General features: G+C 66.6%; 14 protein-coding genes. 9 read left to right on the forward strand and 5 right to left on the reverse strand.

What is annotated here, in order from left to right; genetic code table 11:
• Window positions 1–17: 17 nt before the first annotated feature.
• Complete coding sequence (locus ACO05N_RS02245) at window positions 18–704, reverse strand: aspartyl/asparaginyl beta-hydroxylase domain-containing protein (protein ID WP_422055579.1); 687 nt, start codon at window positions 702–704, stop codon at window positions 18–20.
• Window positions 705–875: 171 nt separating this feature from the next.
• On the opposite strand from ACO05N_RS02245, the gene ACO05N_RS02250 reads away from it, so the two are divergent.
• Complete coding sequence (locus ACO05N_RS02250) at window positions 876–3,779, forward strand: M16 family metallopeptidase (RefSeq protein WP_422055580.1); 2,904 nt, start codon at window positions 876–878, stop codon at window positions 3,777–3,779.
• A 46-nt stretch (window positions 3,780–3,825) separates the two neighbouring features.
• Here the strand turns inward: ACO05N_RS02250 and ACO05N_RS02255 are convergent, their stop codons facing one another.
• Together ACO05N_RS02255 and ACO05N_RS02260 are read right to left on the reverse strand one after the other, a co-directional pair.
• Entirely contained in the window at window positions 3,826–5,625 is a 1,800-nt protein-coding gene (locus ACO05N_RS02255; RefSeq protein ID WP_422055581.1) for an AMP-dependent synthetase/ligase, read from the reverse strand.
• A 92-nt stretch (window positions 5,626–5,717) separates the two neighbouring features.
• Entirely contained in the window at window positions 5,718–6,689 is a 972-nt protein-coding gene (locus ACO05N_RS02260; protein ID WP_422055582.1) for a quinone-dependent dihydroorotate dehydrogenase, read from the reverse strand.
• A gap of 107 nt (window positions 6,690–6,796) precedes the next feature.
• Here ACO05N_RS02260 and ACO05N_RS02265 point away from each other — a divergent pair, with 107 nt between their 5' ends.
• Genes ACO05N_RS02265 through ACO05N_RS02300 form a run of 8 tightly spaced genes read left to right on the forward strand, consistent with a single transcriptional unit; the run spans window position 6,797 to window position 13,165 of the window.
• Window positions 6,797–7,216, forward strand: coding sequence for an SUF system Fe-S cluster assembly regulator (locus tag ACO05N_RS02265; protein ID WP_422055583.1), 420 nt, complete (start codon window positions 6,797–6,799; stop codon window positions 7,214–7,216).
• Window positions 7,216–8,679: a Fe-S cluster assembly protein SufB gene (gene sufB / locus ACO05N_RS02270; protein WP_422055584.1), complete on the forward strand. Its 1,464-nt coding sequence runs from the start codon at window positions 7,216–7,218 to the stop codon at window positions 8,677–8,679. The genes ACO05N_RS02265 and sufB overlap by 1 nt, the downstream gene beginning before the upstream one ends.
• Complete coding sequence (locus tag ACO05N_RS02275) at window positions 8,676–9,161, forward strand: hypothetical protein (RefSeq protein WP_422055585.1); 486 nt, start codon at window positions 8,676–8,678, stop codon at window positions 9,159–9,161. Before sufB ends, ACO05N_RS02275 begins: the two co-directional genes overlap by 4 nt.
• Window positions 9,162–9,212: 51 nt before the next feature.
• Window positions 9,213–9,956 carry a Fe-S cluster assembly ATPase SufC gene (gene sufC / locus ACO05N_RS02280; RefSeq protein WP_422055586.1) on the forward strand — a complete coding sequence of 248 codons (744 nt, stop codon included), beginning with the start codon at window positions 9,213–9,215 and terminating at the stop codon, window positions 9,954–9,956.
• Window positions 9,953–11,098: a SufD family Fe-S cluster assembly protein gene (locus ACO05N_RS02285; RefSeq protein WP_422055587.1), complete on the forward strand. Its 1,146-nt coding sequence runs from the start codon at window positions 9,953–9,955 to the stop codon at window positions 11,096–11,098. Before sufC ends, ACO05N_RS02285 begins: the two co-directional genes overlap by 4 nt.
• 56 nt (window positions 11,099–11,154) lie before the next feature.
• A complete protein-coding gene (locus ACO05N_RS02290; protein WP_422055588.1) occupies window positions 11,155–12,348 on the forward strand; it encodes a cysteine desulfurase in 1,194 nt (397 codons plus the stop codon).
• Window positions 12,345–12,809, forward strand: a complete 465-nt coding sequence (locus tag ACO05N_RS02295) for an SUF system Fe-S cluster assembly protein (RefSeq protein ID WP_422055589.1) — start codon at window positions 12,345–12,347, stop codon at window positions 12,807–12,809. The genes ACO05N_RS02290 and ACO05N_RS02295 overlap by 4 nt, the downstream gene beginning before the upstream one ends.
• A complete protein-coding gene (locus ACO05N_RS02300; RefSeq protein ID WP_422055590.1) occupies window positions 12,809–13,165 on the forward strand; it encodes a HesB/IscA family protein in 357 nt (118 codons plus the stop codon). The genes ACO05N_RS02295 and ACO05N_RS02300 overlap by 1 nt, the downstream gene beginning before the upstream one ends.
• 144 nt (window positions 13,166–13,309) lie before the next feature.
• On the opposite strand, the gene ACO05N_RS02305 is transcribed toward ACO05N_RS02300, so the two are convergent.
• Window positions 13,310–13,729, reverse strand: a complete 420-nt coding sequence (locus ACO05N_RS02305) for a VOC family protein (protein ID WP_422055591.1) — start codon at window positions 13,727–13,729, stop codon at window positions 13,310–13,312.
• A complete protein-coding gene (locus ACO05N_RS02310; RefSeq protein WP_422055592.1) occupies window positions 13,729–14,724 on the reverse strand; it encodes a 2-hydroxyacid dehydrogenase in 996 nt (331 codons plus the stop codon). Before ACO05N_RS02310 ends, ACO05N_RS02305 begins: the two co-directional genes overlap by 1 nt.
• Between the last annotated feature and the right edge of the window lie 57 nt (window positions 14,725–14,781).

Here is a 14,781-nt window from a genome sequence, read left to right on the forward strand (position 1 = left end):
GCAAGACGGTCGGCGCTTCAGCGATGAAGCGCCGACCGCAATCGCAACAGCGTGTCCGCGAACCACCGTCCGGGCTGACGCAGCGGTCGCCGCACGCGGAGGCGCAGCACCACCCCGGTACCGCCGCTGTCGTTCCACACCTCATGATCATAGGTATCGTCGAACACCAAGGTCTCACCCTCGGCCCAGCGGACCATGCGGTCTCCCACGCGCATCCGCGCATCGCCGTCACGCGGGACGATCAGGCCGAGATGACAGGTCAGCAAGCCCCGGGTCGGGCCGCGCTGCACCGGCAGATGCGCGCCCGGCGGGAGCACAGCAAAGCCTGCACTGTCGAGGCCGGGGATCGCCGCCACGGCGGCCGCCGTTGCCGGGCAGCGCGCAGCGTTGACCGACTCCCGGCCAGCCCCGGGCCACGCTGTAAAGCGCGCATCGTCCTGCGCCTGCTCAACGCCGAGCGCGGCGGCGCGCGCCTCATCCCGGATCGCGCGCCAATTGTCGCGCAGCCCCCGCGTCCAGCCAAAGGCGCGCACATCGAGCACCGGGGCAACCGGGACCAGCGAGAATTCGCCGATCACGCGGTCGGCGATGCGGTTGAACCGGGCGCGGCGTACCGCGCGACCTCGGGCAGCGAGAGCAGGCTGCGTCGCGGACGGCAGTGCCGCCTGCTCGCCTTCGCCCCGACCGATCGACCGCTGATACACCTGACGCCCCGCCCAAATTTCCGTCGACGTCCGTGTCCGTCGCGGCTTCGACTCCGCGACTAGGCGGACTCTGGGTCCAAAACATGGCCGAACCCGCGCCAAACTGGCACGCGGCAAAGCGTTTGCGCGGCGTCTGGCACGCCGCCCCTATCCAAGCTAAGCTCTCGCGCGATGGCATTGTTCTCGCGCGTAAGGCCGCTCGCCCTTCCCCTCCTGCTGATCGCCGCGGCGCTGCCCGCGCTCGGCCAGTCCAGCGCTCCGGCGGCTCAGACCGCCCCTGCGCCGGTCACGGTCGACAAGACACCGTGGCTCTACAAGGGCAGCGACATTGCCCATGACCCGGCATGGCGGTTCGGCACGCTGCCCAACGGCCTGCGCTATGCGGTGCGCAAGAATGGCGTGCCCCCCGGCCAGGTCGCGGTGCGGCTGCACATCGCGGTCGGATCGCTGATGGAGCAGGAGAGCGAAAAGGGCTTCGCGCACCTGCTCGAACATCTCTCGTTCCGCGGATCGTCCAAAATCCCTGACGGCGAATCGAAGCGCGTGTGGCAGCGGCTGGGCGTCACCTTCGGCTCGGACAGCAACGCCAGCACCACCCCGGTCTCGACCACCTACAAGCTCGACCTGCCCGATGCGACGGAGGCGAGCCTCGACCAGTCGATGATGATCCTCGCCGACATGATGGCGGCGCCGAACATCACTACCGAATCGCTGACGCTGGAACGCCCCGTGGTGCTCGCCGAACAGCGTGAGGCGCTGGGGCCGGCGGAGCGGTTCGACGAGATGCAACGTCGCCTGCTGTTCGCGGGGCAGCGCTTCGCCGACCGTCCGGTGATCGGCACGGTCCAGACCCTGACCGGCGCCACCGCCGAGTCGGTGCGCGCCTTCCACCAGCGCTGGTACCGGCCGGAACGCGCCACGCTGGTGATCGTCGGAGACCTCGATCCCGACCTGTTCGAGGCCCAGATCGCCAAGCATTTCGCCGCATGGCAGGGGGTCGGCGCCAATCCCGCCACCCCCGATTTCGGCACGCCCAGCGATGCGCATCCCAAGAGCGCCGCCCTGGTCGAACCGACCCTGCCCCCCGTCGTCGTGCTGGCCACGCTGCGCCCATGGACCGTGCTCGAGGACACGGTGAAGTTCAATCAGGAGCGCTGGGTCGATTTCGTCGCGGTGCGCATCATCAACCGCCGCCTCGAACGCCGCGCACGTGCCGGGTCGAGCTATCTTCAGGCGAGCGCCGACCTCTCCGACGCGGTGCGCTCGGCCAACGTCACCTCGATCCAGGTGATCCCGATCGGCGAGGATTGGGAGAGCGCGCTCAAGGAAGTGCGCGGTGTCGTCGCCGATGCGCTCACCACCGCGCCGACCCAGGCGGAGATCGACCGCGAGGTGAACGAAATCGTCTCGGAGATGCGCAACGCGATCGACACCGCGCGCGTGACCGCCGGATCGATCCGCGCCGATACGTTGATCGCCGCCATCGACATCAACGAGGTGACGACCAGCGAACAGACGAGCTTCGGCATCTTCCAGGGCGCGATCGACCAGAAGATGTTCACGCCCGATCGGGTGCTGGCATCGACCCGGCGGGTGCTTCAGGGTGTCGCCACGCGTGCGATCATCAACACGCGTACCGCCGATGCCAATATCCAGGCCAAGCTGGCTTCCGCGCTGCAGGCCGATGTCAGCGGGCTTGCCGGCTCGCGCACTGCGCTGCGCAATGTCAGCTTCGCATCCCTGCCCAAACTCGGCACGCCCGGCACCGTCGCGGCGCGTTCGATCGCCGTGACCGATCCGAAGATCGAACAGGTCCGCTATTCCAACGGCGTCACCGGCCTGTTCTTCCAGAACCCGGGCGAGGTCGGCCGGATCTATGTCTCGGTCCGCTTCGGCCGGGGCATGCAGGCGCTGCCGTCGAAGCGCCAGACTCCAGCCTGGGCCGCCAACCTTGCCCTTCTGGAGAGCGGAATTGGCAACTTGGGGCAGGAGGAGATCGATCAGATCACCGGCAACCGGCGCATCTCCATGCAGTTCGGCGTGAGCGATGACGCCTTCGTCATCGCGGGCCAGACCTCGCCCGCCGACCTCGCCGACCAGCTCCGTCTGATCGCGACCAAGCTGGAGGTCCCGGGTTGGGATCCCAAGCCGATCGCCCGCGCCCGCGCGCTCGCGATCGCCGGCGATGCGGCGCGCAACGCCTCGCCCGACGCGGTGATCGGCAACAGCCTGGAAAAGCTGCTGCATGCCGGCGATCCGCGCTGGGGCATGCCCGAACGCGCCGACATCGAAAAGCTGACCGCGAGGGATTTCCGCACCTTCTGGGAGCCGCTGCTGGCCAGCGGCCCGATCGAGGTGCAGGTGTTCGGCGATATCGACGTCGACAAGGCGGTCGAGGCGGTGCGCACGACCTTCGGCGCGATGAAGCCGCGCCGCGCATCGGCGATCGTCTCGGCGGCGGTGCGCTTCCCCACCCCTGTCGACAGTCCGGTGGTGCTGCGCCACACCGGCGAGCCCGATCAGGCGGCGGCGGTGATCGCGTGGCAGGCGGGCGGCGGCGCGGCCAACATCTCCGAAGGGCGCAAGCTGGAGATTCTGGCGGCGGTGATGCGCGACCGCATTCTCGACCGCATCCGCTCGACCGAGGGGGTCAGCTATTCGCCCACCGTCATCAGCCAATGGCCGGTCGGCCAGCCCGGCGGCGGGCGGGTGATCGCGCTGACCCTGCTCCCGCCCGACAAGACCGACCTGTTCCTGAAGGTCGCGCGGGAGATCGCCGCCGACCTGATCGCGAAGCCGATCGAACTCGACGAACTGCGCCGCGCCCTGGTTCCGACCGCGCAGATGATCTCGCGCCGGGCCAGCGGCAACCCGTTCTGGATGCAGCAGACCGAGGGCGGCACCTATGACCCGCGCCGCCTCGCCGCGGTGAACACGCTCGCCAGCGACTATGGCCGCACCGGTCCGGAAGAGCTTCAGGCGCTCGCGATCAAATATCTGGCGCAGGACAAGGACTGGTCGATGGTGGTTCTGCCCGAGGAGAAAGCAGCGGCGCCAGCGGCTGGAGGGCGCTGAACACATCCCGTCGTCGCTCCGGGTCACGCCCGGGGCGACGCAACGACTACCCCTTGTACAACCCGTCCAGCCGCTCGCCATACACGCCCTTCAGGATGTGTCGGCGGATCTTCAGGCTCGGGGTCAGCTGCTGGTTCTCGATCGTGAACGGTTCGTCCGCCAGGATGAAGCGGCGTACGCGCTCGATCACCGACAGATCCTTGTTCACCCGGTCGACCGCGGCGCTGATCGCCGCGCGATAATCGGGGTTCTCGCGCAGCGCCTTGAGGTCGCACTTGGTGGCCGTCTTCGCGCAATACTCTTGCGTCCATTCTGGGTCGGGTACCAGCACGGCGGTCATGTACGGCTTGCGGTCGCCCGCGATCATCGCCTGCATGATTTCGGGCTGCAGCGTCAGCATGCCCTCAACCTTTTGCGGCGCGACATTGTCGCCCTTGTCGTTGACGATGATGTCCTTCTTGCGGTCGGTGATCTTGATCCGGCCCTGCTCGTCGATCAGCCCGATGTCGCCGGTATGCAGCCATCCGTCCTTGAGCACACGGGCAGTCTCCGCCTCGTTGCGCCAATAGCCGTGCATCACCAGCTCGCCGCGCACCAGAATCTCGCCATCCTCGGCGATCCTGACCTCGACCCCCTCCAGCGGCGGGCCGACCGTATCGTGCTTCAGCCCGGCCTTGGGCCGGTTGCAGCTGATCACGGGCGCCGCCTCGGTCTGGCCATAGCCTTGCAGGAAGGTGATGCCGAGGCTTTCGAAGAACACGCCGACTTCGGGGTTGAGCGGCGCGCCGCCCGAGACCATCGCCTTGATCCGCCCGCCGAACTTCTTCGACAATTTGGGCTTGAGCGTGCGGTCGAGGAACAGGCTCATCGGCAGGTCGAGCAACGTGTTCCGGCCTGCGGCCTTCTTGCCGCCGATGCTAACCGCGCGGTCGAGCAGATAATTGGCGAACTTGCCCTGTTTCTCGACCTGCTTGGAAATCCGCGTGCGCAGCACTTCGAACAGGCGCGGGACGACGACCATCAGCGTCGGGCGCACCTCCTCGATATTCGACGCGAGCTTGTCGAGCCCTTCGGAATAATAGATCTGCGCGCCCAGCCCGATCGGGAAATGCTGCCCGCCGGTATGCTCATAAGCGTGGCTCAATGGCAGGAACGACAGGAAAATCTCGTCGTCCCAGCCGAAATCCTCGCTAATGACGGTGCAGCAGCCCTCGACATTGGTCAGGATCGCGCCGTGATGCTGCATCACGCCGCGCGGGGACCCGCCGGTGCCGCTGGTGTAGATGATGCAGGCGAGATCCGCCCGCTGCATCCGCGCTGCCACCTGCTCGGCCTCCGCGACGTCGACCGGGTTGGCGGCGATCAGCGCGTTCCAGTCATGAAAGTCGATCGCGCCCGGCTGGCTGAGCTTCAGCTCCTCCATCCCGATCACGACATGCCCGGCGCTGCCTGCCGTGCGCAGGATTGCCGGAAGCAGCGTCTTGGCCAGCTTGGCGTCGGACACGATCGTCATCGTCGCGCCCGAATTGTCGATGATATGCTGGTGGTCGCGCTCGGTATTGGTCGCGTAGGTCGGCACCGTGACGCCGCCTGCCGCCATGATCGCCAGATCGCTCAGGCACCATTCGGGGCGGTTTTCGCTGACCAGCATGACGCGGTCGCCGGGTTTCAGCCCCAGTTTCTTGAGCGCGGCGGCGAGGCTCGCGACCTTGCGCGCGGAGTCGGCCCAGCTGGTCGCGTGCCATTTGCCGCCCGATTTCGCCCACAGAAACGGCGCATCGCCCTTCTCGCGGGCGCGCGTGAAGAACATCGAAACCAGATTGTCGAACTTCTCGAGCTTGCGCATCCTGTCCCCAACTCCTGCGGCGCGAGTTCGTGCCCGCGCTCGATCTGAGCCCGAACCCTAACGCGGCTGCCGCCAATCGCAATGCCGCTACGTCAAAGCGCTTTGAGGATTCGCCGCACCAGTCCCGGCCCTTCGAACACCAAAGCTGAGTAGATCTGCACCATCACCGCCCCGGCATCGAGCCGCGCCAGCGCCTCCTGCGGCGAATCGATCCCGCCCACCGCGATCACCGGCATCGCGCCGTCGGCAATCTCCAGCGCCAGCGCCAGTTTCTCACGGGCAAGCACCGCCAGCGGACGCCCCGACAGCCCGCCCGCCTCCCGCGCCAGCGGCGACCGCAACGTATCGGGACGCGAAATCGTGGTATTCCCCACGATCAGCGCGTCGATGCTCGCATTCGCCGCAGCCGCGACCACTCCCGCCATCCCGTCGCGATCCAGATCAGGCGCAACCTTTAAAAATAACGGCACCCGCCGCCCCTCCAGCACGCGCGCCGCGCTCGCCGCGTTCAACAGCTCGTCCAGCGCCGGCCGCGACTGCAGGTCGCGCAGCCCGGGCGTATTGGGCGAGCTGACATTGATCGTCACATAGTCCGCATGCAGCGCGACCTTCGCCACCCCCAGCGCGTAGTCGGCCACCCGATCATCGCTGTCCTTGTTCGCCCCGACATTGATGCCCAACATGCCCGGCCGCTTCGCCCGCTGGACCCGCTCCAGCGCCGCATCGATCCCGCCGTTGTTGAAGCCCATGCGGTTCACCACCGCGCGATCCTCGACCAGCCGGAACAGCCGCGGCTTGGGATTGCCCGCCTGCGGTCGCGGGGTTAGCGACCCGATCTCGACGCTGCCAAAGCCCAGCCCCATAAGCCCGTCGATCGCCTCGCCATCCTTGTCGAGCCCCGCCGCGAGGCCCACCGGATTGGGGAACTCGACCCCGCCGATCGTCACCGGCCGCACCCGCGGGATCGCGCCGCCGGACGACAGCGCCGCCGCCCGGATCGCGAGCCGGTGCGCGCGTTCGGCATCGAGGGTATAGATCAGCGGCTTGAGCAGGTCGTAGAGCATGCCCTTCCCTTAAAAGCATGGGTTGACGAAGGCGACCCCCAAGCCCATCTGCGTAATCGGACGGAATCAATCCGATTTAAGAATCGCTCGCAATTGCGAAGGACCCCATGCGGCTTTCCGCTCAAACCGATTATGCAGTGGTGATGCTCTCCGCCGCCGCGCGCCATTGCGGCGTGAGCGGGCGGCTGAACGCGACCCTGCTGGCGGATGAGACCGGGCTGCCGCTTCCCACGGTGCAAAAACTGGTCAGCCGCCTGTCCTCGGCCGGCCTCATCGAAAGCACGCGCGGCACCGGTGGCGGCTTCCGCCTCGCCCGCCCGCCCGCTGCAATCAGCCTTGCCGATATCGTCGAGGCGATCGAGGGGCCGATCGCGCTCACCGGCTGCATCGACGCAGCCAAGCAGGATTGCGTGATCGTCGCCACCTGTCGCGTGAAGCCACACTGGAACAGCGTCAACGCCTCGGTCCGCGACGCACTCGCGGGCGTCACCCTCGCCTCCCTCTCCTCCCAGTCGGTACCCGGATAATGGCCACGAAGAACGCAGAGGCGATCGCCGCCGCCAACAAGAAGTATGAGTGGGGCTTCTCCTCCGACATCGAACAGGACTTCGCGCCCAAGGGGTTGAGCGAGGATACCGTCCGCTTCATCTCGGCCAAGAAGAACGAGCCCGAATGGATGCTGGAGTGGCGGCTGAAGGCCTATCGCCACTGGCTGACGATGACGGCGCCGGACTGGGCGAAGCTCGACATCGACCCGATCGACTATCAGGACGCCTATTATTACGCCGAGCCCAAGGCGAAGCCCAAGCTCGGCTCGCTGGACGAGGTCGATCCCGAAATCCTGCGCGTCTATGAAAAGCTCGGCATCCCGATCGAGGAGCAGAAAGTGCTCGCCGGGGTCGAAGGCGCGCGCAAGGTCGCGGTCGACGCGGTATTCGACAGCGTCAGCGTCGCCACCACCTTCCGCAAGGAACTCGAAGCCGCCGGCGTCATCTTCCGATCGATCAGCGAAGCGATCCGCGAATATCCCGAGCTGGTGAAGAAGTGGCTGGGGAAGGTCGTGCCGATGCACGACAACTACTTCGCCGCTTTGAACTGCGCGGTCTTTTCCGACGGTACCTTCGTCTACATCCCTGAGGGCGTGCGCTGCCCGATGGAGCTGTCGACCTATTTCCGAATCAATGCCGAAAATACCGGCCAGTTCGAACGCACGCTGATCGTCGCCGACAAGGGCGCGTACGTGTCCTACCTCGAAGGCTGCACCGCGCCGATGCGCGACGAGAATCAGCTCCACGCCGCCGTGGTCGAACTGGTCGCGCTCGACGATGCCGAGATCAAATACTCGACCGTCCAGAACTGGTATCCGGGCGACGAGAATGGCAAGGGCGGCATCTACAATTTCGTGACCAAGCGTGCGCTGTGCCAGGGCCGCAACTCCAAGGTCAGCTGGACCCAGGTAGAAACCGGCAGCGCGATCACCTGGAAATACCCCAGCTGCGTGCTCAACGGCGAAAACAGCGTCGGTGAATTCTATTCGGTCGCGGTCACCAACAACCGCCAACAGGCCGATACCGGCACGAAGATGATCCACAATGGCAAGGGATCGCGCTCGACGATCATCTCCAAGGGGATCAGCGCGGGCCGCAGCAACAACACCTATCGCGGCCTGGTCCGCGTCGCCCCGGGCGCAGAGGGCGTGCGCAACTTCACCCAGTGCGACAGCCTGCTGCTCGGATCGGAATGCGGCGCGCACACCGTGCCGTACATCGAAGTCAGGAATCCTTCAGCCCAGATCGAGCACGAAGCGACCACGAGCAAGATCAGCGAGGACCAGATGTTCTACGCCATGCAACGTGGGTTGGATCAGGAGGCGGCGGTCGCGCTGATCGTCAACGGCTTCGCCAAGGAGGTGCTCCAGCAGCTCCCGATGGAATTCGCGGTCGAGGCGCAGAAGCTGCTCGGCATCAGCCTTGAGGGATCGGTGGGGTGATTGCCGCGCTCGCCCTTCTGGCCGTCGTGCCGCAGGACGCGGCCGCCGCGCCCGAGCCCGAATATGAGGAAGTGGTCATCACCGCCCGGGTCGGCCGCGTCGCATTGGTGTTCGACCGCGCACCCGACGGCCGGCTGGTGAACTGCCGCGTGTTCAAATCGTCGGGCACCAGGCGGATCGATGACTCCGCCTGCGCGTCGCTGCCCGACTGCGTCACTTCGACCAAGGGTCAGGAGTTTTGCGGCGGCACCGGCGCCGGCCTGACCGCGACCGCGCCGAAAATCCTGACGACCCAGCCCCAGCTTGGCCTCGGCGTCTCGCTCAAGCCCGAAGCGCCGAAAGTGCCTGCGGTGGGCCCGGTGGTCGGCGGCACCAAGGACGAAGACCCTAACCGCCTCGGCAAACTCCCGCCCCCGCCCAAGGACGAAAGCGGCACCCCCGCGATCACGCTGGGCACGATGAAGCAGGACGAGCCGCGGTGACCCCTACCCACCGTCATGCTGACGATTTTCAGATTCTGCACGCAGGATAACATGCTCCACATCAATAATCTCCACGCCGAAATCGACGGCAAGCCGATCCTCAAGGGCCTGACCCTCAGCCTCAACGCGGGTGAGGTGCATGCGATCATGGGCCCCAACGGTGCGGGCAAGTCGACGCTCGGCTATGTGCTGGGCGGCCGACCCGGCTACGAGGTGACCGAGGGGAGCGTGACCTTCAACGGGACCGACCTGCTCGAACTCGAACCGCATGAGCGCGCCGCCGCGGGCCTGTTTCTCGGCTTCCAGTATCCGGTCGAAATCCCCGGCGTGTCGAACGTCCAGTTCCTGCGCGAAAGCCTCAACAGCCAGCGCCGTGCGCGTGACGAGGCCCCGCTGTCGGGCGCCGAGTTCCTGAAGCTCGCCCGCGCCCAGGCCGCCGCGCTGGAGATGGATGCCGAAATGCTCAAGCGCCCGGTCAATGTCGGCTTTTCCGGCGGTGAGAAGAAGCGCAACGAGATGGTGCAGATGGGGATCCTGAACCCCAGCCTCGCGATCCTCGACGAGACCGATAGCGGCCTCGACATCGACGCGCTGCGCATCGTCGGCGAAGGCATCAACCGCATCATGCGCGCGCCGGACAAGACGGTGCTGCTGATCACCCACTATCAGCGCCTGCTCGATTATGTGAAGCCGGACTTCGTTCACATCCTCGCCGATGGCCGCATCGTGAAGACCGGTGGCCCCGAACTCGCGCTCGAACTGGAGCGTGAGGGGTACGCGCAGGTGGCGGCGTGACCCACGGTCTCGCCCTCGACGCCCCGATCGCGGAGGACTGGCGCTGGTTCGACGCAGCGCCGCTCGACGCGCTTGCACAAACCCCGCGCGCCGCCGCGCCCGATGTCGCGCAGCTGTGGATCGACCAGCCCGGTCCGCGCCTGCTCTTCGTCGATGGCGCATTCGTCGCGGAAGCGAGCGCGCCCGGCCCGGTCGAGATTTCCGCCGCACCGATCATGACCCGCGCCAATCCCTATTCGGAAGCGGCATGTGCCCAGGCGACGGCCGGCTATGTCCTCGTTCTCAAGTCGCAAGCCGCACTGGACGGCCCGATCCAGGTCATCCACGCCACCAGCGGCGGCGTCGCGCATCTGTCGAACAAGATCGTGATGCAGGCCGATGCGGTGGCGTCGCTGGTCGAAACCCATGTCGGCCCCGGCTGGAGCAACGCCAATCTGTGGGTCGAACTGGGCGAGGGCGCACGGCTGATGCGCGCGGTTCGCGTGCTCAAGGACGATGGCGCGCACACCGACTATGCCGATGCCACCATCGGCAAGGCGGGCAGTTTCGTCAGCACCGCTTTGGTCACCGGATGCCGCACCGCGCGGGTCGAGGCACGGCTGACGCTGACCGGCGAAGGCGCCTTTGGCGAAGCGGGCGGAGCATTGCTGACGCGCGGAGGCGAGAAGGCCGATTCCGCGACCGTCGCCGATCATGCCGCACCCGAAGGGACCAGCCGCCAGATCTGGCGTGCGGTCGCCGCCGACACCTCGACCGCCAGCATTGCTTCTCGCGCCGCAGTCCGCCGCGATGCGCAGAAGACCGATGGCGAGCAATCGCTGCGCGGCCTGCTGCTCAAGCGCACCGCGACGGTGAATTTGAAGCCCGAGCTCGAGATCTTCGCCGACGACGTGAAGTGCGCGCACGGCGCGACGGTGGGCGAACTTGACGCCAAGGCGCTGTTCTACATGCAGTCGCGCGGCATCCCGGAGGCTCAGGCCAAGGCGCTGCTCACCCGTGCATTTGTCGCCGACGCGCTCGACCGGATCGGCGACGAAGCCGTGCGCGATGCGTTCGCGGCGGATGCGGATGCGTGGCTGGAGGCGGCTCTTCAGTCCCCCTCCCGCTTGCGGGAGGGGTTAGGGGAGGGCATGTCCACATGACCGCCCACCCGATCGAACAGGCCCTCCCCCGGCCCCTCCCGCAAGCGGGAGGGGAGATGCGCCCGCTCGACGTCCTCGCCGATTTCCCGGCGATCCCGGCGGGCTGGGCGTATCTCGACACCGCCGCGACCTCGCAAAAGCCGCAGGCGGTGATCGACGCGATCACGCGCGGCTACCGCCAAGACTATGCCACCGTCCATCGCGGTGTGTACCAGCGGTCGGCCGACATGACGCTCGCTTATGAAGCCGCACGCCGCCGCGTTGCGACCTTCATCGGCGGCCGCGAGGAGGAAGTGGTTTTCGTGCGCGGCGCGACCGAGGGGATCAACCTCGTCGCGCAAAGCTGGGCGATCCCGAACCTCCAGTCCGGCGACCGCATCCTGCTCAGCCAGCTTGAGCATCACAGCAATATCGTGCCGTGGCAGATGGCGGCGGAGCGTACCGGCGCGGTCATCGACGTGGTGCCGTTGACGCACGACCACCGCATCGACCTCGACGCGATGGCGGCGATGCTGACCGACCGGCACAGACTGGTCGCGCTCGCGCATGTCTCCAACGTCATGGGCTCGATCCTCGACGTGCAGCGCGCCACGCAGCTGGCGCACTCGGTCGGCGCAAAAATCCTCATCGACGGCTGTCAGGCGGTGCCGCGCCTGCCGGTCGACGTCGCCAATCTCGGCTGCGACTTCTACGTCTTTTCGGGCCACAAGCTCTACGGCCCGACCGGCATCGGCGTGCTGTGGGGCCGCCACGATCTGCTCGACGCGATGCCGCCCTGGCAGGGTGGCGGGTCGATGATCGATCGGGTGACGTTCGAGAAGACGACCTACGCCCCTGCGCCGGGCCGGTTCGAGGCGGGGACGCCGCATATCATCGGCGTGACCGGCCTTCACGCGGCGATCGACTATGTCGACGGTATCGGCCTCGACCGCATCCACGCGCATGAAAGCGCATTGGTCCGCCAAGCGCGCGGCGCCCTGTCCGGCCTCAACAGCGTCCGGCTGCTCGGTCCTGACGACAGCGCCGGAATCGTCAGTTTCGTCGTGGAGGGGGTGCATCCGCACGACGTCGCCACCATCTTGGACGAAGGCAATGTCGCAATCCGCGCCGGGCATCATTGCGCCCAGCCGCTGATGGACAGCCTCGGGCTGCCGGCAACCGCACGCGCCAGTTTCGGCGTCTATAATAGCGCAGGCGACATCGCTGCGCTGATCAAGGGAATCGAGCGAGTGACGAGGATCTTCGGATGAACGAAGAACGCAGGATCGAAGTCGAGGAAGTGGACGCCGTCGCGCCGCCGCCGCGCGCACGTGTGGAAGATGCGCGGGAGACATTCGAACGCAAGCGCGACTATCTCGAAGGCTTCCTTTCACAAAAGCCCACAGATGTCCCCAATGGCGAACCCGGCGGCGCGACCTATGACGCGATCATCGACGCCTTGAAGGACATTTACGACCCCGAAATCCCGGTCAACATCTACGACCTCGGCCTGATCTATAACGTCGAAGTCACCGATGCCGGGCATGCCGTGGTGACGATGACGCTCACCACGCCGCACTGCCCGGTCGCCGAATCGATGCCGGGCGAAGTCGAACTGCGCGTCGGCGCGGTGCCCGGCGTGGGCCATGCCGAAGTGAACCTGGTGTGGGATCCGCCCTGGGACCCGGCCAAGATGAGCGACGAGGCCCGGCTCGAACTGGGGATGTTGTGATGAGCGAAGTCAAAACCCGCGCCCGCCCCGCCGCGATTCTACTGACCCCGGCATCGGAAGCCCGTATCGCCGATCTGATGGCGAAGGCACCCGACGGCGCGATCGGCGTCAAGCTGTCGACCCCGCGCCGCGGTTGCTCGGGCCTCGCCTATTCGGTCGATTACGTCACCGCCGCCAACCCGATGGACGAACGGATCGACACGCCCGGTGGCACGCTGTTCGTCGATGGCGGATCGGTGCTGTACCTGATCGGATCGACGATGGATTGGGTCGAGGATGATTTCACCGCCGGTTTCGTATTCAACAACCCCAATGCCAAGGGCGCCTGCGGCTGCGGCGAGAGCTTCACTGTCTGACGAAGCCCCCAAGTCGAACACCGCCCGCAACGCCGCCATCGCGGCGACGGTGCTGCTCGCACCCGGCGGATTCATCCTCGGCAGCATCCTGATCGCCCGCACGCTCAAGAAGCGGCGCGCGGCGAAGAAAGCGAACGGCGCGGACTAAACCGCGAACAGCTGCCCGATATCCTTGAACGCCTTGAATTCCAGCGCATTGCCGGCGGGGTCGAAGAAAAACATCGTCGCCTGCTCGCCCGGCTGCCCCACGAAGCGGATATGCGGTTGAATCACGAACTCCGTCCCCGCCGCCTTCACCCGATCGGCGAGCGCGTGCCATTCGTCCCAGTCGAGCACCAGCCCGAAATGCGGCACCGGCACCGCATCGCCATCGACCGCGTTGCGCAGCCGTACCCCGGCGCCCTCGCCCTTGTGCAGCACCAGCTGATGCCCGCGCAGGTCGAAATCGATCCAGTGACCGGGATCCTCGCGTCCCTGCGGACAACCGAGCAGGTCGCCGTAAAAGGTACGCCCCGCCTCCAGATCGTCGACCGGAATCGCCAGATGAAAGCGCGGCATCGTCATCACATCCATCCTTCCAGCACCTGATCGGGCGGACGATGGCCGTCGGCCCAGAAACGGATATTGGCGACCACCTTCTCGCCAGTCGCCTGTCGCCCTTCGAACGTAGCGGAGCCCATATGCGGCGTCATCACGACATTGGGCAAGGCGAGCAGGCGCGGATCGATCTGCGGCTCGAACTGCCACACGTCCAGTCCCGCGCCAGCAAGCCGTCCCGCCTCCAGCGCATCGATCAGCGCTTCCTCATCGACGATTCCGCCGCGTGAAGCGTTGATAAGATAGACATGCTGCCCGAGCAGGCCGATCCGCCGCGCATCGATCAGGCCGCGGCTCTGGTCATTCAGCGGCGTGTGGATCGTCAGAATGTCGATCTCGCCCAGCATCGCGTCGAAATCGGCGTGGAATGTCGCGCTCAGCTCGACCTCGACCGCTTCGGGCAAGCGGTGGCGATTATGATAGTGGATCGACAGGCCAAATGCCCGCGCGCGCCGTGCGACGGCCTGGCCGATCCGCCCCATTCCGACAATGCCCAGCTTCTTTCCGCCGATCCGATGGCCCAGCATTCCACCGGGCGACCAGCCTTTCCACTGGCCCGACCGGACCAACTTCTCGCCCTCGGCCAGCCGACGCGGTACGGTCAGGATTAGCGCCATGGTCATGTCGGCGGTGTCTTCGGTCAGCACACCGGGCGTATTGGTCACGACGATGCCGCGCGCCCGCGCCGCGCGCAGATCGATATGGTTCACCCCCGCGCCGAAATTGGCGATCAGCTTCAGCCGCTCGCCGGCTGCCGCGATCAGCTCGGCATCTATCGTGTCGGTGACGCTGGGAACCAGCACATCGCAATGCTGCACCGCCGCGACCAGCGCGGCACGGTCGATCCCCTCCTCCACAGGGTGCAGTACGGTATCGAACAGCTCAACCATCCGCTGCTCGACCGCGTCGGGGAGCTTGCGGGTGACGACCACACGGGGGCGGGAGACGCGCGGTTGTGCCATGCCGGTTCGCTTGGCCTCACGGCGCGCGCCAGTCAACGGTTGATGCCGATAGCCGTC

Origin of the sequence: Sphingomonas sp. (assembly GCF_965227385.1) — a bacterium.
Lineage (GTDB): Bacteria > Pseudomonadota > Alphaproteobacteria > Sphingomonadales > Sphingomonadaceae > Sphingomonas.

Coding starts and splice junctions, on each gene's coding strand:
- ACO05N_RS02250 (WP_422055580.1), top strand. CDS start 876: ATGGCATTGTTCTCGCGCGTAAGGCCGCTCGCCCTTCCCCTCCTGCTG.
- ACO05N_RS02255 (WP_422055581.1), bottom strand. CDS start 5,625: ATGCGCAAGCTCGAGAAGTTCGACAATCTGGTTTCGATGTTCTTCACG.
- ACO05N_RS02260 (WP_422055582.1), bottom strand. CDS start 6,689: ATGCTCTACGACCTGCTCAAGCCGCTGATCTATACCCTCGATGCCGAA.
- ACO05N_RS02265 (WP_422055583.1), top strand. CDS start 6,797: ATGCGGCTTTCCGCTCAAACCGATTATGCAGTGGTGATGCTCTCCGCC.
- sufB (WP_422055584.1), top strand. CDS start 7,216: ATGGCCACGAAGAACGCAGAGGCGATCGCCGCCGCCAACAAGAAGTAT.
- sufC (WP_422055586.1), top strand. CDS start 9,213: ATGCTCCACATCAATAATCTCCACGCCGAAATCGACGGCAAGCCGATC.
- ACO05N_RS02290 (WP_422055588.1), top strand. CDS start 11,155: ATGCGCCCGCTCGACGTCCTCGCCGATTTCCCGGCGATCCCGGCGGGC.
- ACO05N_RS02295 (WP_422055589.1), top strand. CDS start 12,345: ATGAACGAAGAACGCAGGATCGAAGTCGAGGAAGTGGACGCCGTCGCG.
- ACO05N_RS02300 (WP_422055590.1), top strand. CDS start 12,809: ATGAGCGAAGTCAAAACCCGCGCCCGCCCCGCCGCGATTCTACTGACC.
- ACO05N_RS02305 (WP_422055591.1), bottom strand. CDS start 13,729: ATGACGATGCCGCGCTTTCATCTGGCGATTCCGGTCGACGATCTGGAG.
- ACO05N_RS02310 (WP_422055592.1), bottom strand. CDS start 14,724: ATGGCACAACCGCGCGTCTCCCGCCCCCGTGTGGTCGTCACCCGCAAG.